Source organism: Sphingomonas faeni (assembly GCF_040407565.1).
Lineage (GTDB): Bacteria > Pseudomonadota > Alphaproteobacteria > Sphingomonadales > Sphingomonadaceae > Sphingomonas > Sphingomonas faeni_F.
Window position 1 is genome coordinate 267,945 of sequence record NZ_JAPZPR010000007.1, and the last position, 23,117, is coordinate 291,061.

Consider the following 23,117-nt stretch of genomic DNA (forward strand, 5'->3'; position numbering starts at 1 on the left):
CGCTTGGCTGCGAAACGCTTATGCCCGACGGTGCGTGCAACAAGAAGAGGATGCCATGCGGACGATCGAGAATTTCGTGAGCGGTGCGGCCAGCACGGCCGAGCGCTTCGGTGACGTGTTCGACCCGAATTCGGGTGAGGTGCAGGCGCGCGTGCGGCTGTCGGGTGCGACCGATCTGGATGCGGCCGTTGCCGCGGCGCAGAAGGCACAGCCGGGCTGGGCCGCTACCAACCCGCAGCGTCGCGCCCGCGTCATGTTCGAGTTCAAGCGGCTCGTCGAGGCGAACATGGACGAACTCGCGCGGCTGCTGTCGTCCGAGCACGGCAAGGTGATCGCGGATTCGAAGGGCGACATCCAGCGCGGGCTCGAGGTTATCGAGTTCTGTTGCGGCATCCCGCATATCCTCAAGGGCGAATACACGCAGGGCGCCGGGCCGGGGATCGACGTCTATTCGATGCGCCAGCCGCTTGGCATCGGCGCCGGCATCACGCCGTTCAACTTCCCGGCGATGATCCCGCTGTGGATGAGCGGAGTCGCGATCGCCACGGGTAACGCGTTCATCCTCAAGCCGAGCGAGCGCGATCCGTCGGTGCCGGTGCGGCTCGGCGAATTGTTCGTCGAGGCGGGGCTGCCCGAGGGGATCTTCCAGGTCGTCCACGGCGACAAGGAAATGGTCGATGCGATCCTCGACCATCCGGCGATCTCGGCGGTCAGCTTCGTCGGATCGTCCGACATCGCGCATTACGTGTACCGTCGCGGCGTCGAGGCGGGCAAGCGCGTCCAGGCGATGGGCGGCGCCAAGAACCACGGCATCGTCATGCCCGATGCCGACCTCGACCAGGTCGTCGCCGACCTGTCGGGCGCGGCCTTCGGCTCGGCGGGTGAGCGCTGTATGGCGCTGCCGGTGGTGGTGCCGATCGGCGAGAAGACCGCGATCGCGCTGCGCGAGAAGCTGATCCCGGCGATCGCTGCGTTGCGCGTCGGCGTGTCGACCGACAACGACGCGCATTACGGCCCTGTGGTGAACGCGGCGCATCGCACCCGGATCGAGAACTGGATCCAGACCGGCGTCGACGAGGGTGCGGAACTGGTCGTCGATGGCCGCGGGTTCGCGTTGCAGGGGCATGAGAAGGGCTTCTTCATCGGGCCATCGCTGTTCGATCACGTCACCACCGAGATGTCGGCGTACAAGGAGGAGATCTTCGGGCCCGTCCTCCAGATCGTCCGCGCCGCCGATTTCGAGGAGGCCGTGCGCCTGCCGAGCGAGCATCAATACGGCAACGGCGTCGCGATCTTCACGCGCAACGGCCACGCCGCACGCGAGTTCGCGGCGCGGGTGAACGTCGGTATGGTCGGCATCAACGTGCCGATCCCGGTGCCGGTGGCGTATCACACGTTCGGCGGGTGGAAGCGCAGCGCGTTCGGCGACACCAACCAGCACGGGATGGAGGGTGTAAAGTTCTGGACCAAGGTCAAGACTATCACGCAGCGCTGGCCGGATGGGTCTGCACTGCCGGCGATGGCCGAGGATGGCGGGCCTGCGCGGAATAACGATGCGTTTGTTATTCCGACGATGGGGTGATTGGGGTGCGGTCTGCCTCCTCCGTCATCCTGACGAACGTCAGGACCCAGAGCCACGGGCGTAGGGGCTGGTGGCTCTGGGTCCCGGGTCAAGCCCGGGATGACGGCTGGGGGAGCGGATCGAAGCCCCAATCCTCTGCCAGATCGCGCCACGTCGGATTGTCAGCTTCGATCAGTTCGATTTTCCAGGCGCGGTGCCAGTTCTTCAACTGCTTCTCGCGAGCTATGACCCCCTCCATCGTGTCCGCCATCGCGAACCAAACGAGCCGTTTGACGCCGTATATTCGCGTAAAGCCGCCAAAGGATCCGGCACGATGCTGAACGATCCGCGCCATCAGGTTGGACGTGACGCCGATGTACAGCGTCCCGTTGCGCCAGCTGGCCAGGATGTAGACAGCCGGTTGCCGATCCACGTCATTTCCCCCAATCGTCATCCTGACGCACGTCAGGACCCAGAGCCACGAACACCGGCGTCCGTGGCTCTGAGTGCCGGGTCAAGTCCGGCATGACGGAGATAGGACCACGATGAACCAGTTCACCTCAAACCAGTTCGACCTTACCGACGACCAGCGCGAGATCCAGGAGCTGGCGCGCCGCTTCACTGCCGACCGGATCACGCCGCACGCGGCCGAGTGGGACGAGAAGCACATTTTCCCGCGCGATACGATCAAGGCGGCGGCCGAACTCGGCTTCGCGGCGATCTACGTTAGCGAGGAGAGCGGCGGGATCGCGCTCGGGCGGCTTGAGGCGGCGTTGATCATGGAGGCGATGTCGTATGGCTGTCCTTCGACGTCTGCGTTCATCAGCATTCATAACATGGCGGCGTGGATGATCGACCGGTTCGGGTCGGCCGCGGTGAAGGACAAGTATCTGCCCGATCTGGTGACGATGGATCGGCTGGCGAGCTATTGCCTGACCGAGCCGGGCTCTGGGTCCGACGCCGCGGCGTTGAAGACGCGAGCCGTCCGCGACGGCGACGACTGGATCGTGACCGGCTCGAAGCAGTTCATCTCGGGCGCGGGCGAGAACGAGGTGTACGTGACGATGGTCCGCACCGGTGAGGATGGGCCCAAGGGCATCTCGTGCCTCGTGATCGAGAAGGACATGCCGGGCGTCTCGTTCGGCGCGAACGAGAAGAAGCTCGGCTGGCATTCGCAGCCGACGCGGCAGGTGATCTTCGATGGCGTCCGCGTGCCGGGTGCGAACATGGTTGGCGGCGAGGGCGAGGGCTTTCGGATCGCGATGATGGGCTTGGACGGCGGGCGGTTGAACATCGGCGCGTGCTCGCTTGGCGGGGCGCAGCGGTGTCTCGACGAGGCGATCGCGTATACCAAGGATCGGAAACAGTTCGGGAAGGCGATCGCCGACTTCCAGACCACGCAGTTCATGCTGGCGGACATGGCGACCGAATTGGAGGCGGCGCGCGCGCTGCTGTATATGGCGGCGGCGAAGGTAACGGCGAACGCGCCCGACAAGACCAAGTTCGCGGCTATGGCGAAGCGGCTGGCGACGGATACCGGCTCGTCGGTGGTCGACCGTGCGTTGCAGCTGCATGGTGGCTACGGGTATCTGCAGGACTATCCGATCGAACGCTTCTGGCGTGACCTGCGCGTGCATTCGATCCTCGAGGGGACGAACCAGGTGATGCGGATGATCGTCGGTCGCGAACTGACCCGGCAATAGCATGTTCTCCCGCGAAGGCGGGAGTCCAGTCTGGGCTCCCGCCTTCGCGGGAGAACAAGGAAGAGTGAATGACCGAAGACCTGATCACCACTGTTGAGGGCCCGATTGGCCGTATTCGCCTCAATCGGCCTAAGGCGTTGCACGCGTTGAATCTTGCGATGTGCGAAGGCGTGCTCGAGGCGCTGGAAGATTGGCGCGGCGATGCGGCGGTCGAGGCCATCGTGGTCGATCATGCCGAGGGACGTGGGTTCTGCGCTGGCGGTGATATCCGGATGCTCGCCGCGTCGGGCGCTACTGACGGCGTCGAGGCTCGGGCGTTTTTTCATGCCGAGTACCGGATGAACCACAGGCTGTTCACCTATGCCAAGCCGATCGTCGCGTTCATGGACGGGATCACGATGGGCGGCGGCGTCGGGCTGGCGCTGCCTTGCCGGTTCCGGGTGGTGACCGAGAACACCAAGTTCGCGATGCCGGAGACGGGGATCGGATTGTTCCCGGATGTCGGTGGCGGCTGGTATCTGTCGCGGTTGCCGGGGCGGATCGGGCAATATCTTGCGCTGACCGGGCACCGGCTCGACGGCGCGGAGTGTCTCGCGCTGGGGTTGGCGACGCAGTATCTGGCGAGCGATACGCTCGACACTGCCAAGGCGCGGATTGCGGAGACGCCGCAGGATATTGTTGGCGTGCTGGACGCATTGGCGACATCGGCACCCGAAGCGAAGATCCTTGCGCGCAAGAACGACATCGACCGGCTGTTCGCGTCGGACGTGCTGGAGGATATCTATGCCGCGCTCGACGCCGATGGCGGGGAGTGGGCGACGCAGACGCTCGCGACGCTGAAAACCAAGTCGCCGCAGACTATGAAGGTGTCGCTCCGCCTGCTGCACGAGGGTGCGGGGATGGCGAGCTTTGCGGACGAGATGCGGCAGGAATATGCCGTCGGCGCGCATGTCGTGCAGCGGCATGACTTCATCGAGGGCGTGCGGGCGGTGATCGTCGACAAGGACAATGCGCCGCGCTGGGATCCGGCGACGCCCGAGGCTGTGACCGATCATGTGATCGACCAGATCTTCGCGCCGTTGCCGGAGGACGAGGCGTGGACGCCGGGCTGATCCGTCATCCTGACGTAGTCAGGATCCTGCGTTACAGATGCCTACTTGTGGGGCCCTGGATCCTGGATCGAGTCCAGGATGACGTAGTAATTGGAGAACATGATGGCTGACTACGAAACGATCCTGGTCGAGCAGCGCGGTGGCGTAACGCTTGTCACGCTGAACCGGCCCCAGGCGCTGAACGCGCTCAATTCGCAGGTGCTCGCCGACTTGATCGCCGCGTTCGCCGCGTTCGATGCGGATGCGTCGCAGGGGTGTGCGGTGCTGACTGGGAGCGCGAAGGCGTTCGCGGCGGGGGCGGACATCAAGGAGATGCAGTCGCAGGGCTTCGCGGAAATGTACGCGAGCAACTTCTTCGCGGGCTGGGAGCATTTCACGCGGACGCGGAAACCGATCATCGCGGCAGTCGCGGGCTATGCACTTGGCGGCGGGTGCGAGCTGGCGATGATGTGCGACTTCATCCTCGCCGCCGATACCGCCAAGTTCGGGCAGCCGGAGATCAAGCTCGCGGTGTCGCCCGGCATGGGTGGATCGCAGCGGCTGACGCGCGCGGTCGGCAAGGCGAAGGCGATGGAGATGTGCCTGACCGGGCGGATGATGGACGCCGCCGAAGCCGAGCGCGCGGGGCTCGTTTCGCGGATCGTGCCGGCAGGCGAACTGGTCGAGGAGGCGGTGAAGACGGCGACCACGATCGCCGCGATGGCGCCGCTGGCGGTGTTGGCGAACAAGGAAATGGTCGACGCGGCGTTCGAGACCGGGCTCGCGATGGGCGTGCAGTTCGAGCGGCGGCTGTTCCACGGGCTGTTCGGGACTGAGGACCAGAGCGAAGGCATGGCCGCATTCGTCGAGAAGCGCGCCGGGACCTGGACGGGGAAATGATCGTAATTCCCCTCCCGCTTGCGGGAGGGATCAAGGGAGGGGCGTGCCGCGACCACGCGCGACGTGTCTGCGGCGCGGCCCTCCCCCAACCCCTCCCGTGAACGGGAGGGGAGCAAAATTAGGAGAGAGAACATGGCACGGATCGGTTTCATCGGGCTCGGCAACATGGGCGGCGGGATGGCGGCGAACCTCGCCAAGAAGGGCCACGACGTTCGCGCGTTCGACTTGAGCCTGGACGCTTTGGACAAGGCGAAGGCCGCCGGATGCCTGACGGTCGCGTCCGCCGCCGAAGCCGCGGACGGTGCCGAGGCGATCGTGACGATGCTCCCCGCCGGCAAGCATGTCGCCGAGGTCTATGATGCGCTGTTCGGCGTCGCGTCGCCCTCCGCGATCCTGATCGACTGCTCGACGATCGACGTCGCCACCGCCAAGCAGGTCGCCGCCGCGGCGCAGGCCAAGGGCCTTGTCGCGGTCGACGCGCCTGTCTCGGGCGGGATCGGCGCGGCGAATGCGGGGACGCTGACCTTCATGGTCGGTGGGTCCGTGGAGGCCTTCGACCGGGCACAAGCGATCCTTGCGGACATGGGCAAGGCGGTCATCCACGCGGGTGCGAACGGCGCGGGCCAGGCTGCGAAGATCTGCAACAACATGATCCTCGGCGCGACGATGATCGCGACCTGCGAGGCGTTCGTGCTCGCGGAGAAGCTCGGGCTCGATGCGCAGGCGTTCTACGACATCGCTAGCGTGTCGTCGGGCCAGAGCTGGTCGATGACGACCTATGCGCCGCTGCCCGGCATCGGTCCTGATACACCCGCAGACCACGACTATCAGGGCGGCTTCGCAGCGGCGCTGATGCTCAAGGACCTACGGCTTGCGATGGCCGCGGCCAAGGATACCGGCGCGGATACGCCGATGGGCGCGAAGGCGGCCGAGCGTTACGAGGCGTTCGCCGAGGCCGGGCAGGGTGGGCTCGACTTCTCGGCGATCATCCGCACGCTGCGAGACTAAACCCTAGAGAAAGCGGATCAGCATCAGCAGCAACCCGAGGATCGACGCCGTCCAGCACAGGCTGCGGACATATTTGATGCCGAACAGATAGAGCGGGATGTAGGCGATCCGCGCGCCGAACCAGAGCCATGCGCCGATCGCACCGATACCGCCGGTGCGATCGGTCACCGCCAGCCCGAGCGCGAGTGCGACGAAGACCGGGTAGGTTTCCTGGAAATTCTTCAGCGCGCGTTCGGCACGGCCGGCCGTCTCGCCGAGCGGCTTCTGCTCGCCGTCACGCGGCCCGGCGTTCCAGTCGAGCCCACGGTCGCGCGTCGCGGTCTGCCCCTGGATCATGACGTACGCGAACAGCAGGACCGTCGACCAGCCGAGCAGCAGCAATTCCGTAGGCAAATGCGTCATCATCGATCTCCGCGGGGTAGCGGGTCTCGAACGCCGCTATGCCCGCGAGGTTGCGCCGTGCTGCACGGGAATGGCCAACTGCTGAGCATCGCGGGCTCGATGGAACTCCCGGTCTGCATCGTCGATCGCGCCTAGCAACGCGCCGAAGCACGGCATCTCGTCGATCGGATAGACGCGGGACAAGTCATGGCCGAGCGCGAAGACGTCGCGTTGCGTGAGCAAACCGATCGCAACGATGCGGTCTTGATCAGGCATATATCAGGCTCCGGTTGTGTAACACACGTTAACACATCAGAGCGGTTATGTATCATTCTTGTCGGACAAAGCGATCAAGCGAGCCTTAGCCGAGGTCAAGCCGTTCGCGTGCCCGCCAACGGGCGATCATCAGAACCGATACGACCGCCAGTCCGGTCGCAAGCCCGGTCCAGATGCCGACCCCACCCCAGCCACGGCCGAACGCTAGCCATGCGCCGACGCCGATGCCGATCCCCCAATAGCCGATCGCGGCGAAGATCATTGGCACTTTGGTATCCCCCAATCCGCGCAACATGCCCGCGCCGATCACCTGCGCGCCGTCGACCACCTGGAACACCGCGGCGACCGCGAGCAGCGAGATCGCCAGCGCGACGACCGGTGCGTTGGCCGGCGCGTCGACGTCGAGGATGATGCCGATCAGCATTTGTGGCGCGACGATCAGCAACGCGGCGGTCAGAACCATGAAGCTCTCGCCGATCGCGAACGCCGCCCAGCCGGCGCGCCCGATCCCTGCGCGGTCGCCGCGACCCGAGGCGAGACCGACGCGAACGGTGGCGGCCTGCGCGATGCCGAGCGGGACCATGAAGGTGACGCTGGCGATCTGGATCGCGATCGCGTGCGCGGCGAGCGGCACGGTGCCGAGCAGCCCCATCAGGAACACCGCGGCGATGAACACGGTGGACTCGAACCCGAGCGTGATCGCGATCGGCAGGCCGAGCGTCCAGACCGCGCGGTAGCGTGGCCAGTCGGCGCGCCAGAACCGGCCGAGCAGGCGGTAGCGGCGGAACGGCCTTGCGTAGACGATGACCGCCGCCATCGCGACGAAGCTCAGGCCATTGGCGATGCTGCTCGCCATTCCCGAGCCGAGCAGGCCGAGCGCGGGAAAACCGGCATGGCCGAAGATCAGCAGCCAGTTGAGCCCGGCGTTGACGACCAGCAGCCCGACCATCACTACCAGCGACCAGGCGGGTTTCTCAAGTGCGGCGACGAACGCGCGGAGCACGAGGAAGCAGAGGCTCGGGAGCATTCCCCACATTACCGCGCGCACGAACCTTGCGGCTTCGTGCGCGAGGAGCGGATCCTGGTCGAGCAGGTGGACTAGGATCGGCTCCGCATTCCACAACACGATCCAGGACGGGAAGCAGAGCGTGGCGGCGACCCAGATCGTCTGGCGCACCGTACGCCGGATATCGCGCACCGCGTGTGGCCGGGCACCTCGCTCGCGTGCGATCATCGGGACGGCGGCGGTGGTGAGGCCCATGCCGAAGATCAGGAAGACGAGGTAGAGGTTGAGACCCAGCGTCGCCGCCGCCAGCGTGTCTGATCCGAGTCGCCCCAGCATCGCGACGTCGGTCGCGCCGACCAGCGCCTGGGCGAGGTTGGTCGCGACCAGTGGCCAGGCGAGTTTCAGCGTGGCGGCGAACTCGGTGCGCCAGGGGCGGGGCGGGGTGGACGTCATGCGCTGGCTTTAGCCGGGTTGGGCGGCTTGTCGATTACTCGCGTTGATTCCCCCCCTGGTTAGGGAGGCGCCGTAGGTGACGGAGGGGGAAGACACGCAACTATGGTTGTCCATGCCGCCCCCTCCGTCAGGCGAAGTGCCTGCCACCTCCCCCTGGCGGGGGAGGATCGATAGGGCGCGATGCGGTGTGAAAGATGCTGGGGCGACCGCGTGACCCTTGCCAACCACTCCGTCATCCTGACGAAAGTCAGGATCCAGGGTCACGGATGGTGTCCTGTCTGGCTCTGGGTCCTGACTTTCGTCAGGATGACGGTTGGGGTTTGGTCGGCGCGTCAACATAAGCGCTAGCCAATAGTGGCTTTTACCGCATCAACCCGGCTGCGCGGAGGGCATTCTCGATCGTCGCTTGGATACCGGCGGGCGCCTCGGCGCGTGGCTTCGCCGCAGGCTTCGGCGGGACGGGAATCGCGATCTTGGCGACGCGTTCGACCGAGGCCGGCTTGGTCGCGGTCTCCGCCTTTGCCGCCGCCAGCAGGCCCCAGGACTTCGCGATCACCGCGGTGCTAGAAATCCCAACGTCGAGCATGAACGGTCCCGCAGCACCAAGTCGTTCCCCGCGCAATGGATCGATCGGCGTGCCGTGGCCCATGCCCGGTACGGTCCAATCCTCGACGACATCGCGCCCTTCCGCGTCCGACCAGATCCGATGGACGGCGGTGCCTACCCGCTCCGTGCGCATCGCCTTGGCGTCGACGCCGTGGACGCCGCGCCACTGTCGCGCGATCGTGTCCGCGTTCGCCACGCTCACCGTCGCGTCCGCGCCGCCGTGCCAGATCGCGAGCGTCGGCCAGCGTCCGTCGTGGCCACGAGCGCCGCTGCGAACCATGTCGACCAGTGCGGTGTCGCTCGTATCGCCATGCCCGCGCATTCGGTCGAGCGCCTGCGACACGCCGGTCGCGGTACCGTAGGCGAGCCCGCCGATCACCGCGCCACCCGCGAACAGGTCCGGGCGCGTGACCAGCATCGCCATCGTCATCGCGCCGCCCGCCGACAGCCCGGTGACGTATATGCGGCTGCTATCTAGATCGTGGCGCGCGATCATCGTCTCCGTCATCTGCGCGATCGATTCCGCCTCGCCGCCGGCTTGTGCGGTGTCCTCCGATGCGAACCAGTTGAAGCAGAGATTGGGATTGTTCGCGCGCGTCTGCTCGGGGAAGACCAGCGCGAAGCCCGCGCGATCGGCGAGCTTCGACCAGCCTGAACCGTGGTCGTAGCCCGCTGCGGTCTGCGTACAGCCGTGGAGGACGACGACCAGTGGCGCGCCCGGTGGCAGGTCGGCGGGAACGTAGCCGAAGCCGAGCAATGCCCCCGGATTGGTCCCGAACTCGGTCAGCGGCGTCAGGCGGCTGGGCGCGGTGTCGCGCGGGGCCGGTGCTCCGGCGCGCGCCATGCGGGCGAGGGTATCGGCGATGTTTCTCACGGTAATCGAGCCTTTCGTCGCCAGCGTACTCGGCCGCGATCTTATCTCAACGTCGCACGTACATCATTTGTTGCTGCGGTGCAGCAAGAACGTAAGCATCAATGTCCGATCGCGTCGCATGCTTCGGCGATCGCCGCGTAGATCCGGTCGAGATCGGGATCGTCGATGCAATAAGGCGGCATGACGTAGACGGTGTTGCCGAGCGGCCGGAGCAGCAGATCGCGCTCCCCGAAGAACGCGAGCAGGCGCGGGCCTATCTGCGAGAGATAGCCGTCCTCGCCGCGTAACTCGACCGCAGTGATCGTGCCGATCTGGCGGGCGTTGGCAATGCGAGGGTGTTCGGACAGCGCGGCCAGCCGCGAAGCTTGGCGTGCAGCGAGGTCGGCGATTCGCTTGAGCACCGGCTCGTCGCGCCAGATCGCGAGGTTCGCATTGGCGGCGGCACAGGCGATCGGGTTGGCGGTGTAGCTCGACGAGTGGAAGAACATCCGCGCGCGGTCGGTGCCGTAATGCGCCTGGTAGATCGCCTCGGTCGCCATCGTCACCGCGAGCGGGATCGCGCCGCCGGTCAGGCCCTTCGACAAGCAGAGGATATCGGGCACCACGCCCGCCTGTTCGCACGCGAGCAACGTGCCGGTGCGACCCCAGCCGGTCATCACCTCGTCGGCAATGAACAGGACGTCGTGGCGCGCGCAGATCCGCCGCATCTCGGCGAGGATGTGCGGCGCGTAGATGTGCATACCGCCCGCGCCGAGCAGCAGCGGCTCGACGATGAACGCGGCGGGATGCTCGGCGCAGGCGGCTTCCAGCGCGTCGAGCGCCGTCTGTTCGTGCCCGGCGGCGGGGAAGGGAATCGTCCCGACGTCGAACAGCAAAGGCGCGTACGCCCGGTTGTAGACACCGCGCGCGCCGACCGACATCGCGCCGATCGTATCGCCGTGATAGCCGTGTTCGAGCACAAGGATGCGGTGGCGATCTTCGCCGCGGTCGAGCCAATAGCCGAGCGCCATCTTCAGCGCGCACTCGACGCTGGTCGAGCCTGAGTCCGACAAGAAGACTCGCGTAAGGTCCGGCGGCATGATCGCGGTCAGGCCACGCGCGAGGTCTTCGGCTGGCTGATGCGTCCAGCCGGCGAAGATGATCTGGTCGAGCTTGCCCGCCTGTTCGGCAATCGCGGCCATAATCCTAGGGTTGGCGTGGCCATGCGTGGTGACCCACCAGGACGAGATCGCATCGACGATCCGCCGGCCGTCCGACGTGTAGAGCGCGGCGCCCTCGGCATGCGTGACGAGCGGGATCGGCTCGCGCAGACCGTGTTGCGTGAACGGGTGCCAGACGGGGGAGTCGCTCATCGGAACGCCTCCAGGTCGAAGTTTGCGGCGAACGCCTCGGCCAGGGTCGTGGCATTCAGCGGATCGAGGCGGGGTAGGCGGCCGAGCCGGCGGACGTTGCCGAGTGCGGCGATGGTAGCCTCGCTATCCTCGACCGGGTCGCCGACGAAGGCGATGCCGAGGATCGGAACACTGCGGCTCCGCAGTGCCTCGATCGAGAGCAGGCTGTGGTTGATCGTGCCGAGACCGGTGCGTGCAACCAAAACGACGGGCTTGTCCCAGCGCGCGAACAGGTCCGCGAAGATCAGGTCGCGAGTGACGGGGACCATCACGCCGCCTGCACCTTCGACGACCAGCGAGCCGTCGCTATCGGGTAGCGCGAGGCGGTCGGGATCGATCGTCACGCGGTCGATCTCGGCAGCTAAATGCGGCGAGCATGGGGTCGTCAGCCGGTATGCTTCGGGCAGGACCCGGTTCGCGGGTACGCCGAGTGTCACGACCGACGCTGCGTCGCTGCCGTCCGCCAGCCCGGCCTGCACTGGCTTCCAGTAGCGCGCGCCGAGTGCTGCGGTAAGCCCGGCGGCGAACACGGTCTTGCCGATATCAGTGTCCGTTCCGGTAACGACGATCGTCATCGCAATGCCTCTCCCATGACTTCGGCTAAAGCTTCGATATCGGCGACCGTCGCGTTGAGCGTCAACGATATCCGCAACCGCGATCCGCCCTTGGGCACGGTCGGTGGGCGGATCCCGCGCACGTCGAACCCGGCGGCCTGGATCGCGCCGGCGATGCGCATCGTCCGCGCCGCATCGCCGAGCACCAGCGGGAGGATCTGCGACCCGGTTGCCGTCACATCATAAGGCGCGAGCACGCGTTCGGCGACCGCGATAAGGGCCCATAGCTTATCTCGCCGCGTCGGTTCGTCGACGATGATCCGCAGCGCCTCGCTCACGGCGAGTGCCATCAGCGGCGACGGCGCGGTCGAGAAGATGAAGCCGCGGCCGCGATTGACGATGAACTCGCGCATGACGGAGGGGCCGCACAACAGAGCGCCTTCGCAGCCGAGTGCCTTGCCGCAGGTCCGCAAGCTGATGACGTTGTCGCGACCGTCGAGCGTGTGGGCGAGGCCGCGTCCGTCCGGGCCGAACACGCCGGTCGCGTGCGCCTCGTCGATCAGCAGGATCGCGTCGTGGCGATCGGCGATCTCGGCCAGCGCGGCGAGCGGAGCCTGGTCGCCGTCCATGCTGTAAAGGCTCTCGACCGCGATCCATACGCGACCAGTGCCACCCCCCGTGCGCCAGCGCGCGATCGCGTCCTCGAACGCGTCAGCATCGTTGTGCGCCGCAGCCACATACGTCGCGCGCGTGAGACGCATCCCCTCATGTGCGCTGGCGTGAATCAGTGCGTCGTGGATGATCAGGTCGCCGCGCTGGGGCAGGGTCGCGAACAGGATTGTGTTGGCCGCATACCCGCTGGCCAAGAACAACGCGGCCTCGGTGCCGAAGAATTGCGCTGCCTCTGCCTCCAGCGCCTCGTGTTCGGGGGCGTTGCCTCGCAAAAGACGCGAGCCGCCCGAGCCGACGGCTACACCGCGCCCGAGCGCATCGACCATCGCGGCGCGCAGTCGGTCCGAGCCTGCCAGCCCCAGATAGTCGTTCGAGGCGAAGTCTATGCCCTGTCGCGGGCGCAGCGATCGGTAGCGGTCGGCGGCGGCAAGGCGGGCGAGGTCTCGATCCTGGTCGGCGAACATCATCGCGCCGCCTTAACCGCATGCGCGTCCGAAGACACGCGGCTAGCGGCGAATTATCCCGCCGCCAGCGTTTCGATGAAGCGGCGCGCGCGGTTGCCGACCTCCGCGGCGGTCATGCCCGGCGCATAGAGTGCCGAGCCGAGGCCGAACCCGGCCGCGCCCGCCTTGCGCCATTCCGCCATGCCTTCCGGGACGATACCGCCAACCGGCAGGACGCGCGTGGCCTTGGGCAGCACGGCGCGCATCGCCTTGAGCACCGTGGGGCTCCCGGCTTCGGCGGGGAACAGCTTCAGCGCCGCTGCGCCCGCTTCGAGCGCGGCGAACGCCTCGGTCGGCGTGGCGATGCCGGGGAGCGCGACATAGCCCTTGTCCGCCGCCGCGGCGATGACGCGCACGTTCGCGTTGGGCGCGATGATGAGCGTGCCGCCCGCCGCGCCGACTGCCTCGACGTCCTTGACCCGCAAGACCGTGCCTGCGCCGACGACCGCGCGGCCTTCCAGCCGGCGTGCCAGTCGGGCGATGCTGTCGAGCGGGTCGGGCGAGTTCATCGGCACTTCGAGGATCGTGAAGCCCGCCTCGACCAGCGCCTCGCCGATTGCCTCGACCTCGTTCGGGGTGACGCCGCGGAGGATGGCTATCAGCGGGCATTTCGCGAAGGCGTCGTCGAAGGCCTGACGGTGAGTGGTCATGCGGCGAGTTCCTGGATGCGGGTGATGCCGGCCATAAACGCGGCCTGGCTGTCTATATGGTGCGAGGTGCCGCCGAGCGCATCGATCGCGCTGGCATAGAGCGCGCCGAGGGCGGGGTCGGCGAGAACGTGGACGGCTTCGCCCGGCATGATCCGGGCTGCGGTATCCGCGCCGATCAGCAGTCCGCTCGCGAACGATGCCGCGTGGACGTCGTCGGCAATCCCGAGCACGCCGCGCGCACGGATCGCGAACAGACTGGCGGCGAGATCACGCTTGGCCCCCTCCGCGACTCCCTCGAGGAACGCCGCGCCTGGTTCGACCGGGTGGCCGAGCTGGCGCGAGAGGACGCCGTGCGCGCGGAGCAGTGCGAAGAGTTCGCCGGTCATCGCCGTCGTAAATGAAAGGATCGCGCCAGCCTGAAGCGTAGCCCATTTGCAGTGCGTGCCGGGCTGGCAGAGCGTCGCGTCGGACGGCACCAGCCCGGCCACCACCGCGCCCAGCAGCTGGACTTCCTCGCCACGCATCACGTCGGCGTGCAACCCGTCGCGGTACGACAGGCCGGGCACGATCGCGGTGCGGTCGTCGATCCGTTCGAGCGCTGCGGCGACGTCGGTCAGACCGGCAGGGGCTGCGACATACGGGACGCTACGCCAGCCGATGTTCGACCCGACCATGCCGGCGAGCAGCATCGGCAGGTCGCCGAGCCGGTTGCGAATGCCCGCGACCTCCGCCTCATAGTCGCCGGCCGCGACATTGGCAGCGCCGCGATCGTCGCGCTCGGTCGCGACGACATTACCGTCCTCGATCCGGAACGCGCGGCGGTTGGTCGTGCCCCAGTCGACGGCAATGAACGGACCCATCTTCACCATCCCAGTCGTCACCACCCCAGTCGTCACCATCCCAGTCGTCACCACCATGTCGCGTACAGTGCGACGAGGATCATCACCACGCCGACCGCTGCGATATTGAACCCGCGTGTCGTCGTATAGTCGACATCGTGCATGACGATCCGGTTCGCCGCGCTCGATTGCGGACGGACCAGCGAGGCGACGACCGCCAGCACCAGTGCGATCACGAACACGATCAGCATCCGGTCCATGAACGGAATCTCCGGCGCGGCGTATTTGAGCAGAAGCGAGATCGCGAACGAGGCGATCGCGGCGATCAGCGCGCCGGCCTCGGTCGCGCGCTTCCAGAACAGTCCGAGGATGAAGATCACGACGATCCCCGGCGTGAAGAAGCCGGTATATTCCTGGATATACTGGAACGCCTGGTCCGATTTGCCGAGCAACGGTCGTGCGGTGATCATCGCCAGCACGATCGCGACCGCCGCGGCGATCCGGCCGACCTTGACCAGCTTACGCTCGACCGCGGGATCGGCGACGATCGTCGAGCCATCCTCCGCGAGCGACGCGACGCCCTTGCGCTTGGCGTAGAGATCGAGCGTGAAGATCGTCGCGATCGAATTGATCTTCGACGCGGTCGAGGCGACGATCGCCGCGATCAACGCGGCGAACACCAGCCCGAGCAGGCCCGGGGGCAGCAGCCGCATCATCGTCGGATAGGCCTGGTCCGGCTTGGCGAGCCCCGGCGCGAGGATCACTGCCGCAATACCCGGCAGGACGATGACGACCGGCATCAGCAGCTTGAGAAACGCCGCGAACACGATTCCCTTCTGCGCTTCGCCGAGCGACTTGGCGGCCAGCGCGCGCTGGATGATATACTGGTTGAAGCCCCAGTAGCTCAGGTTCGCGATCCACATGCCGCCGACCAGCACCGAAATGCCCGGCAGGTCCTTGTAGAACGCGTTATCCTTCGACAGGATCATGTGGAAATGGTCGGGCGCCTGCGTCACCAGCCGGTCGAAACCGCCAAGCATGCCGGCGTCGCCACCAAGTTCGCGGAGCGCGAGACCGGAGACGATCAGGCCGCCGACGACCAGCAGCGTCACCTGGACGATGTCGGTGAGCGCGACCGCCTTCAGTCCGCCCTTCAGCTGATAGAGCAGTGCGAACAGGCCGAGGCCGATCAGCGCGACGTCCTGGTTGATCCCGGCAACTTGGTTGACCGCGATCGAACCGAGCCAGATGATCGATGTGAGGTTCACGAACACGTACAGGCCGAGCCAGAACACCGCCATCAGCGTGCGGATCGACGGGCCGTAGCGCTGTTCGAGGAACTGCGGCATCGTGTAGATCTCGTTGCGCAGGAAGATCGGCAGGAAGAACTTGCCGACGATCAGCAGCGTCAGCGCCGCCATCCATTCGTACGAGGCGATCGCGAGGCCGATCGCATAACCCGATCCGGCCATCCCGACGATCTGTTCGGCGGAGATATTGGCAGCGATCAACGACGCACCGATCGCCCACCACGGCAGCGATTTCGATGCCAGGAAATAATCGGCGCTGTCCTTGGCCGTGCCCTTGTCGCGCGACACCCACTGCGCGAGGCCGAATATACCGACCGCGTAGGCGATGACGACGATCAGATCGATGCCGGACAGGCTCATGGGACGTTCCTCTACCACCCGGTTCCCGGTCCGTACCGAGCCGCTTGCTGTTATTTATACGACAAATAAGGGAAGTCCAGCCTATCACCATGGGTGCGTGACTCCAGGGCGGTGTTGCGCCAAAACTCGCACGGATGGCGATGGATGTGACAGAATTCGAACCACTTGCACCAGGACCGGCGCAGGGCCGCAACCTGACCCACGGCATGCTCGATACGCTGGGCCGCGCGATCGTGACCGGACGCTATGAAACCCGTCCGTTCCCGACCGAAGCGGAGATCGCCAAGACGCACGGAGTCAGCCGGTCGGTCACGCGCGAGGCGGTCAAGATGCTGACCGCCAAGGGGCTGGTCAGCGCGCGTCCGCGTCAGGGCACGGTCGTCCAGCCGGCAAGTGCGTGGAACCTGTTCGACACCGACGTCCTGCGCTGGACGCTGGAGCGCAAGTTCTCCGTCGACCTGTTGCGCCATTTCAACCAGTTGCGCGTGGCGATCGAACCAGAGGCCGCCGCGCTCGCGGCGCGGTTCGGCGACGCGGACGATATCCGCGCGATCCGGCATGGGCTCGAACAGATGGAAGCGGGCGAAGCGGGACTCGCCGATCCGCTCGACGCGGATATCGCCTTCCACGTCGCTATCCTGCGCGCGTCGAAGAATCCCTTCTACGCGCAGTTCCAGTCGGTTGTGTCGACCGCGCTGCGTACCTCGATCCGCTTCACCAACCGGATCAAGGGGCGTTCTGCGAACGTCGCCGATCATGCCGCGGTCGCGGACGCGATCATGGCGCGCGATCCGTCGGCGGCCCGGACCGCGATGACGCGTATCATCGGCGACGTGCTGACGCTGATCGGCGATGGCGAGCCATCGTCGACCGACTGAAGCCGCTCCTGAACGCCGCGATCCGGGCGCGGGAGCAGCGCGGCGGATCGTGGCGAATACGTCCCGACTCGCCGTGCAGGGTATCATCGATCATCTTCCCGCACGTTCCACGTCTACCTGACTGATCCACGATAGGATCGCTGGAACGGGCCCGCTTGCGGCCACGTTGATCTGCAAAACAAGGATGCAGATCGATGCTTCAGGTCCGGCGCGAAATAGAGAATGACACGGTGGCATCGGCAGTGGCGCCGATCGCGGCGGCGTTGGTGTCGCGGCTTCCGCTCGGCAGCATGATCTACGTGGCGGCAGACGACCAGCGGGCGACCGACATCGCAGCGGTCGCGGCGGCGCTGGCACCGGACGCCACCGTCGTGCACCTGCCATCGAGCGATGCGCTGCCCGGCGACGACGCCCCCGCATCGCCCGCCAATGTCGGTCGTCGGGTTGCCGCACTCCGTCATGTCCGGGCTGCGGCCGTGCGTGATGCTGGCCCGATCCTGCTCGTCACGACCGCGGAAGCGACCGCCGTGTGCTACCCCGCGCCGGCGATGTTCGATGCCGCGCCACCGCGGCTGTCGGTCGGTGACACCTTCGATGTCGACGCGTTCGCCGCGACCGCTGCGGAGATCGGCTACATCGTCGACGACCGGATCGACGAACCGGGCGAGATCGCGGTGCGTGGCAACGTGATCGACATCTTCCCGGCCGACCGCGAGGCGCCCGTCCGTATCGAGTTCACGGAGGGGCGCATCACTGCACTGCGCGAATACGACCCGGTTTCGCAACTGGGCTCGGCGGATATCGCGTTCGTCGAGATCGGTCGGGCAACCGAACCGGCCGCAGACGAGGGCGACTCGATCCTAACGCATCTCCCTGGCGCAGCGGTCGCGTTCGATCCCGAGGCTGATCGTCGCCGTACCAGGTTCCTCGCCATCGCCGCCGATGGCCTGCCGCGGCGCAAGGCTTCGCAGGACCTGATCGCAGCGAAGACGTGGCATGTCGCGCTCGCCAAGCGCGACACTCCGACGATCGAGCCTGCCGACGAGACCGCGCCGCGGTTCATCGAACAGCGCGATCCGATGCGCGGATTTGCGAAGTTCGCGCGCGGCGTGCTGGCGGAGTCCCGGCTGGTGCTGGTTGGGTCGCCGCGCGATCTGCGGTTTCTCCAGCCGCGGCTGGAACGCAGTGCGAAGATCGCGTTCGCCGCCGTCGACAGCTGGTCTGACGTTCTCGCGGCAAAACCCGGTTCGGCGATGATGCTCGTCGCGCCGATCGATCGCGGTTTCGCCGGCCCTGGCGTCACCGTCGTAGCCGGCGGGGACCTGCTGGGCGGCAGGGCTCGCGGCGACGAGATCGGCAGCGCTGCGGGCGATGCGTTCGCGGGGCTGTTCAGCGAACTGCGCTGTGGCGACGTGGTCGTGCACGAGGATTTCGGGATCGGCGTCGTCCGTGGCCTCGAAGCCTTGCCGGGCGACGACGGCAACGGGGGCGGGGATGCGATCGTGCTCGGCTACGCCAAGGATGGTCGGCGCCTCGTACCCGTCGCGGAAGCCGATCGGATCTGGCGCTACGGCGCCGATGCCGACGCCGTGACGCTCGATGCGCTCGATGGATCGTCGTGGCAGAAACGACGCGGCGCAATCGATGCGGCGATCGCCGAAAGCGCGCGGGAACTCGCGGCGATCGCCGCCGAGCGCGGGGCGCGGAGCACCGACCCGATCGTGCCGGACCGTGCCGCATACGAGCATTTCGCCGCCGGCTTCGCATTCACCGAAACGCCCGATCAGGCGCGTGCGATTGCGACGACGCTGGCCGACCTGGCGAGCGGCAAGCCGATGGACCGGCTCGTGATCGGCGACGTGGGCTACGGCAAGACCGAGATTGCGTTGCGGGCGGCGGCGGCGGTCGCCTTTTCCGGCCGGCAAGTCGCGATCGCGGCGCCTACGACCGTTCTCGTCCGCCAGCATATCGAGACGTTCACGCGGCGGTTCGCCGGTACCGGCATTGTCGTTGCAGGTCTGTCGCGTCTGTCGAGTGCGGCCGAAAAGGCCAGGGTGAAGGCTGGGTTGGCGGACGGCTCGATCGCGATCGTCGTCGGTACCGGCGCCATCGCGGGCAAGGGGGTTGCCTATCACGACCTTGCGCTGGTCGTGATCGACGAAGAGCAGCGCTTCGGCGCCGCGGACAAGGCCAAACTGCACGTGCTCGGTGCGGGACACGTCCTGACCCTCAGCGCGACGCCGATCCCGCGAACGCTGCAATCGGCGATGGTCGGGCTCCAGGGGCTGTCGGTGATCGCGACTCCGCCCGCCCGTCGTCAGCCCATCCGGACGGCGGTCGCGACCTTCGACGACGCGACCGTCCGCGCGGCGTTGCGCCGCGAACGCGCGCGCGGCGGGCAAAGCTTCGTCGTCGTGCCACGGATCGAGGACATCGCGCCGCTTGCCGCGAAACTGGCCAAGCTCGTGCCCGAACTCGGGCTCGTCCAGGCGCACGGAAAGATGCCGGCGGCCGAGATCGACGAAGCGATGGTGGCGTTCGCGGCTGGCGATGGCGACGTATTGCTGGCGACCAACATCATCGAGGCGGGGCTCGACGTGCCGCGCGCGAACACGATGATCGTGCATCATGCCGACCGGTTCGGTCTGTCGCAGCTGCACCAGTTGCGCGGGCGCGTCGGGCGTGGCGGGAGGCGCGGGCAGATCATGCTGCTGACGGACGGCGAGGCGACGATCGCCGAGGCGACGCTGAAGCGGCTGCGGACGTTGCAGGCGTTCGACCGGCTCGGTGCGGGGTTTGCGATCAGCGCGCGCGATCTCGATCTGCGTGGCGCGGGCGATCTCGTCGGCGAGGCGCAGGCCGGGCACATGAAGCTGATCGGGATCGATCTGTACCAGCATCTATTCGGCCGCGCGCTTCGTCTGGCGCGGGGCGAAGAGGTCGACGACTGGGTCCCGGAGCTTCGCCTGGCGATGGGCGGAAGCCTGCCCGAGACGTGGATTCCCGAAGAGGAAATGCGGCTGTCGCTCTACGGTCGGCTCGCTCGGCTGGAGGATGTCGCGGCACTCGACCGGTTCGAGGCGGAACTCGACGACCGGTTCGGTGCGATGCCGGACCCGACGCGTCGCCTGTTGCAAGTGGCGCGCCTGCGGATACTCGCCAGGGCAGCGGGGATCAGGCGGATCGATGCGGGGCCGGCAGCGATCGCACTCACGCCGCATGACCGGCGAACCGCCCCGCCGCGGGGCGATCTGGTCGAAAAAAATGGTCGGTGGATCGCCGCCGGGGCTATTGCCGATCCGGTCGAGCGGGCGGCTCGGATCGAGGAACTGCTCGATGCGCTGATCGACTGACGCGCCGAACCTTCAGTCCGCGCCCATCCTTCACTCCGCGGCGGCTGCGAGCGGTACCGACAGTGCCTCGTCGGCCAGAGCGGCCAGCATCGATCGCAGGAGGTCGACGACCCGTGCGAAGCCGGCGCCGGGCGCATGCAGCTTGCGATCGAGATACAGCGTGCGATCGAATTCGAGCTGGATCGCATGGATTCCGGCGGCCGGGCGGGCGTGGCGCTCTAGGATGTGACCGCCGGCATAAGGCGCGTTGAGCGCGACCGAAAATCCCCGGGCGGCGCATTCTGCCTCCAGCCTGCCGACGAACCGCGGCGCCGCCGCATGGCCGAACCGGTCGCCGAGAACGATCCGGGCACCGCCAGGTCCCAGCGGCGGCATCGAATGCACGTCGAGCAACAGCGCCACGCCGAACCGCGCGCGCGCCGCCTGCAGCGCGGCGGCGACGGCGGCATGATAGGGGCGATGATCGTGCACGATCCGCGCGGTGACCTCGGCATCGGAGAACCGCCGCGCCCAGAGATCGCCAGCGCCCGATGCGCGTCGCGGTACCAGTCCCAGACCGCTGCGCAGCTTGGCGGATTGCTGCGCCAGGGGAATCGTCGTCGCTCCCTCGTCGATCACCGGGTCGCGTTCGTGCTCGCCGCGGTTGAGGTCGATCCAAGCGCGCGCTCGGCTCTGAACGAGCGTCGTCTGGTTCGTGCGCGCCGCCCGCGCGACTGCGTCGACCAGCCGGTCCTCCAGCGGCAGCAGCCCTGCCAGCGGCACGCGCAGCGCGACCTTGAGCGCCAGCGGATAGTCCCGTCCGGCGTGCGGCACGGACAGGATCACCGGGCTCGCCGGCGACAGATCGCCCAGTTGCTGGAACGCGGGGGAATGCATCGCGCCACGCTAGGCCGTGCCGTCCGTCCGGGCAATCGATCTGGAATTCTTAACCGCTTTGCGCGTAGGGCATATCCGTGAATGTATGTGTGAAAACGGGACCTTAGATCGATGTTGCGAATCCTGCTGGCCGAGGACGATCAGGTCATGCGCGAATATCTGACGCGCGCACTCGAGCGTTCGGGCTATGCCGTGACGGCGGTGGACCGCGGTACCGCGGCGATCCCGCTGCTCGAGACCGAGACGTTCGATCTGTTGCTGACCGATATCGTCATGCCCGAGATGGATGGCATCGAGCTCGCGCAGAAGGCCGGCGAGATGTGCGCGGACCTGCGCGTGATGTTCATCACCGGCTTCGCGGCGGTCACGTTGAAGGCCGGGCGCGCGATGCCGCAGGCGCGCGTGCTGTCCAAGCCGTTCCACCTGCGCGACCTGGTCGCCGAGGTCGATCGGCTGTTCGAGATGGATAATGTCACCGGCGTGCATTGAACGCTTGCACGCCGCGAAGAGCGCGGCTAGTGGAGCCCTCCGGCGGGCGTGTAGCTCAGTGGTAGAGCACTGTGTTGACATCGCAGGGGTCGCAAGTTCAATCCTTGCCACGCCCACCATAGAAAGCCCTGGTAGCTCAGTGAGTTACCAGGGTTTTTTTTGGTAAACCCTCGCGTTAGCTCAACCGAGCGCGGTAAAACCGCGGTAACTTCGGGCTCTCGTCAGCTTTCGCGATCGAACTCGATGGGTACATCATGCCCCGTCGGCATCCTGGCGGACGACTAGCCGTGAGGAGAAAACAGGGAAAAAATCGCGAGAGATCGCACCGCTGTTCCCAAGAGCGCGAGTCGCACTCTGCCCGCGCCGTGCGTGGTGCTGGCGGACACCAAGGCTACAACACAGCTCTGCATTGGCTCCCCGCGAGGATACGATCGCTGATCGACTGTGCGATGAACATTAAGGCGCCGTCGCGGGTGGACATCGTGTAGACGATGATCCCCCGACCCCCATCGACGCTGATGTTCGTCACGGGCGATGGAAGACCCCGACGTTGTGTGTTGGGGCCGGCCTCCCAATTCGCGGCAATTCTGCTAACACGTAGAGATGCGGAAAACACGTACCAAGCGACACGCGCGGCGAGCTGCTTACAATGAAGCGAGCATCGCCTCCATCGAAGGCTCTATCGCTGCTTTAGAGAACGAAGACCTACTCGATCTTGCTGACATTTTCAGATTGCAGGCGGAGTCCCCGATCGCGGAGATGGCAGCGGCGGAAATGAAGAAACGCGGCATCACCTTAGCATAGTTAGTCGCCGCCTTAGTCGTCGCGCCATTGGGCGATACGAGGTGTCGGAGTGAAAAGGGTTTTTCTCGCCACGAGACCAGGTGTTGGCCGCACGAAATCGTACGGCAGTTTGCTTTCAAATGGGCCAAGCCTCCAACACGCCGGCGACGGCGCGCATAAGAGCGCCCGCCGCCGCCGAGGCGCCGATCCTTGCCTCGAGCACGCCGACCGCACCGCTCACGTTCGCAACTTGAGAGGCGCTCGGGTAAAGCATCGGTATCGACGCCTGAAGGTTGTCGATCTCCGCCTCCAGCATGAAAACCGGGCGCCTCAGGTCATCGATGTCGTCGCGCAGCCGTTCGGGGTCTTCTCGGGGATCGGCGAACTTAAGTGCGATCGCCCGGATCGCATGCTCAAGTGAGTTCCGCTGGGATCGCCTCGACGCGATCGCCGACTGCCTGCGCAATTCGCCCTCGTCGTCGGCGAGGGCGACCGCCGTGTAGTCGTTGTCGAGAGCGTGTTCGACAACGACGAGGAGCCTCAGGCGGCACTTCGCCATGAGCTCAACCAGTTCGCTTGTTCGATTATCCGTCATTGATC

The 23,117-nt window shown here is 66.6% G+C and carries 21 protein-coding genes and 1 tRNA gene; 9 read left to right on the forward strand and 13 right to left on the reverse strand.

From position 1 onward, the window contains the following. Positions 1-55 precede the first annotated feature (55 nt). The gene (locus O6Y00_RS16080) at positions 56-1,582 is read left to right on the forward strand and encodes a CoA-acylating methylmalonate-semialdehyde dehydrogenase (protein ID WP_353443599.1); all 1,527 of its coding nucleotides are present in this window, start codon (positions 56-58) and stop codon (positions 1,580-1,582) included. An 88-nt stretch (positions 1,583-1,670) separates the two neighbouring features. On the opposite strand, the gene O6Y00_RS16085 is transcribed toward O6Y00_RS16080, so the two are convergent. Next, entirely contained in the window at positions 1,671-1,994 is a 324-nt protein-coding gene (locus O6Y00_RS16085) for a GIY-YIG nuclease family protein (protein ID WP_353443600.1), read from the reverse strand. A 112-nt stretch (positions 1,995-2,106) separates the two neighbouring features. On the opposite strand from O6Y00_RS16085, the gene O6Y00_RS16090 reads away from it, so the two are divergent. From O6Y00_RS16090 to mmsB, 4 genes are all read left to right on the forward strand, one after another. Then, positions 2,107-3,264 carry an acyl-CoA dehydrogenase family protein gene (locus tag O6Y00_RS16090; protein WP_353443601.1) on the forward strand — a complete coding sequence of 386 codons (1,158 nt, stop codon included), beginning with the start codon at positions 2,107-2,109 and terminating at the stop codon, positions 3,262-3,264. A 68-nt stretch (positions 3,265-3,332) separates the two neighbouring features. Further along, positions 3,333-4,376, forward strand: coding sequence for an enoyl-CoA hydratase/isomerase family protein (locus O6Y00_RS16095; RefSeq protein ID WP_353443602.1), 1,044 nt, complete (start codon positions 3,333-3,335; stop codon positions 4,374-4,376). Positions 4,377-4,478: 102 nt separating this feature from the next. Continuing rightward, positions 4,479-5,255 (forward strand): enoyl-CoA hydratase, encoded by a 777-nt coding sequence (locus O6Y00_RS16100; RefSeq protein WP_353443604.1) that lies wholly within the window; start codon positions 4,479-4,481, stop codon positions 5,253-5,255. Between the two features lie 117 nt (positions 5,256-5,372). Then, positions 5,373-6,263 (forward strand): 3-hydroxyisobutyrate dehydrogenase, encoded by an 891-nt coding sequence (gene mmsB, locus O6Y00_RS16105; RefSeq protein WP_353443666.1) that lies wholly within the window; start codon positions 5,373-5,375, stop codon positions 6,261-6,263. Between the two features lie 3 nt (positions 6,264-6,266). On the opposite strand, the gene O6Y00_RS16110 is transcribed toward mmsB, so the two are convergent. The 10 genes from O6Y00_RS16110 to O6Y00_RS16155 all read right to left on the reverse strand — a co-directional run bounded on the left by O6Y00_RS16110 (position 6,267) and on the right by O6Y00_RS16155 (position 16,138). Beyond that, a complete protein-coding gene (locus tag O6Y00_RS16110) occupies positions 6,267-6,665 on the reverse strand; it encodes an MAPEG family protein (RefSeq protein ID WP_353443605.1) in 399 nt (132 codons plus the stop codon). A 36-nt stretch (positions 6,666-6,701) separates the two neighbouring features. Next, positions 6,702-6,920, reverse strand: coding sequence for a hypothetical protein (locus tag O6Y00_RS16115; RefSeq protein WP_353443606.1), 219 nt, complete (start codon positions 6,918-6,920; stop codon positions 6,702-6,704). Between the two features lie 85 nt (positions 6,921-7,005). Further along, a complete protein-coding gene (locus O6Y00_RS16120) occupies positions 7,006-8,379 on the reverse strand; it encodes an MATE family efflux transporter (RefSeq protein WP_353443607.1) in 1,374 nt (457 codons plus the stop codon). A 361-nt stretch (positions 8,380-8,740) separates the two neighbouring features. Further along, positions 8,741-9,859 (reverse strand): extracellular catalytic domain type 1 short-chain-length polyhydroxyalkanoate depolymerase, encoded by a 1,119-nt coding sequence (locus O6Y00_RS16125; protein WP_353443608.1) that lies wholly within the window; start codon positions 9,857-9,859, stop codon positions 8,741-8,743. 98 nt (positions 9,860-9,957) lie between these two features. Further along, positions 9,958-11,211 (reverse strand): adenosylmethionine--8-amino-7-oxononanoate transaminase, encoded by a 1,254-nt coding sequence (locus O6Y00_RS16130; protein ID WP_353443609.1) that lies wholly within the window; start codon positions 11,209-11,211, stop codon positions 9,958-9,960. Beyond that, on the reverse strand, positions 11,208-11,825 hold the full coding sequence (bioD, locus tag O6Y00_RS16135; protein ID WP_353443610.1) for a dethiobiotin synthase: 618 nt from the start codon (positions 11,823-11,825) through the stop codon (positions 11,208-11,210). Before bioD ends, O6Y00_RS16130 begins: the two co-directional genes overlap by 4 nt. Next, a complete protein-coding gene (locus tag O6Y00_RS16140; RefSeq protein WP_353443611.1) occupies positions 11,822-12,943 on the reverse strand; it encodes an 8-amino-7-oxononanoate synthase in 1,122 nt (373 codons plus the stop codon). The genes bioD and O6Y00_RS16140 overlap by 4 nt, the downstream gene beginning before the upstream one ends. Positions 12,944-12,993: 50 nt before the next feature. Next, complete coding sequence (locus O6Y00_RS16145; protein ID WP_353443613.1) at positions 12,994-13,629, reverse strand: 2-dehydro-3-deoxy-6-phosphogalactonate aldolase; 636 nt, start codon at positions 13,627-13,629, stop codon at positions 12,994-12,996. Then, positions 13,626-14,498: a 2-dehydro-3-deoxygalactonokinase gene (locus tag O6Y00_RS16150; protein WP_353443667.1), complete on the reverse strand. Its 873-nt coding sequence runs from the start codon at positions 14,496-14,498 to the stop codon at positions 13,626-13,628. The genes O6Y00_RS16145 and O6Y00_RS16150 overlap by 4 nt, the downstream gene beginning before the upstream one ends. Before the next feature lie 38 nt (positions 14,499-14,536). Further along, positions 14,537-16,138 carry a sodium/sugar symporter gene (locus O6Y00_RS16155; RefSeq protein WP_353443614.1) on the reverse strand — a complete coding sequence of 534 codons (1,602 nt, stop codon included), beginning with the start codon at positions 16,136-16,138 and terminating at the stop codon, positions 14,537-14,539. Between the two features lie 206 nt (positions 16,139-16,344). Here O6Y00_RS16155 and O6Y00_RS16160 point away from each other — a divergent pair, with 206 nt between their 5' ends. Continuing rightward, on the forward strand, positions 16,345-17,016 hold the full coding sequence (locus tag O6Y00_RS16160) for a FadR/GntR family transcriptional regulator (RefSeq protein ID WP_353443668.1): 672 nt from the start codon (positions 16,345-16,347) through the stop codon (positions 17,014-17,016). 194 nt (positions 17,017-17,210) lie between these two features. Beyond that, the gene (locus O6Y00_RS16165) at positions 17,211-20,369 is read left to right on the forward strand and encodes a TRCF domain-containing protein (RefSeq protein WP_353443615.1); all 3,159 of its coding nucleotides are present in this window, start codon (positions 17,211-17,213) and stop codon (positions 20,367-20,369) included. A 30-nt stretch (positions 20,370-20,399) separates the two neighbouring features. On the opposite strand, the gene O6Y00_RS16170 is transcribed toward O6Y00_RS16165, so the two are convergent. Continuing rightward, the gene (locus O6Y00_RS16170; RefSeq protein ID WP_353443616.1) at positions 20,400-21,245 is read right to left on the reverse strand and encodes an N-formylglutamate amidohydrolase; all 846 of its coding nucleotides are present in this window, start codon (positions 21,243-21,245) and stop codon (positions 20,400-20,402) included. Positions 21,246-21,356: 111 nt separating this feature from the next. Here O6Y00_RS16170 and cpdR point away from each other — a divergent pair, with 111 nt between their 5' ends. Then, complete coding sequence (gene cpdR, locus O6Y00_RS16175) at positions 21,357-21,734, forward strand: cell cycle two-component system response regulator CpdR (RefSeq protein WP_353443617.1); 378 nt, start codon at positions 21,357-21,359, stop codon at positions 21,732-21,734. Positions 21,735-21,778: 44 nt separating this feature from the next. Next, positions 21,779-21,853, forward strand: a tRNA-Val gene (locus O6Y00_RS16180). Positions 21,854-22,653: 800 nt separating this feature from the next. On the opposite strand, the gene O6Y00_RS16185 is transcribed toward O6Y00_RS16180, so the two are convergent. Beyond that, positions 22,654-23,112 (reverse strand): hypothetical protein, encoded by a 459-nt coding sequence (locus tag O6Y00_RS16185; RefSeq protein WP_353443618.1) that lies wholly within the window; start codon positions 23,110-23,112, stop codon positions 22,654-22,656. Positions 23,113-23,117: the final 5 nt, after the last annotated feature.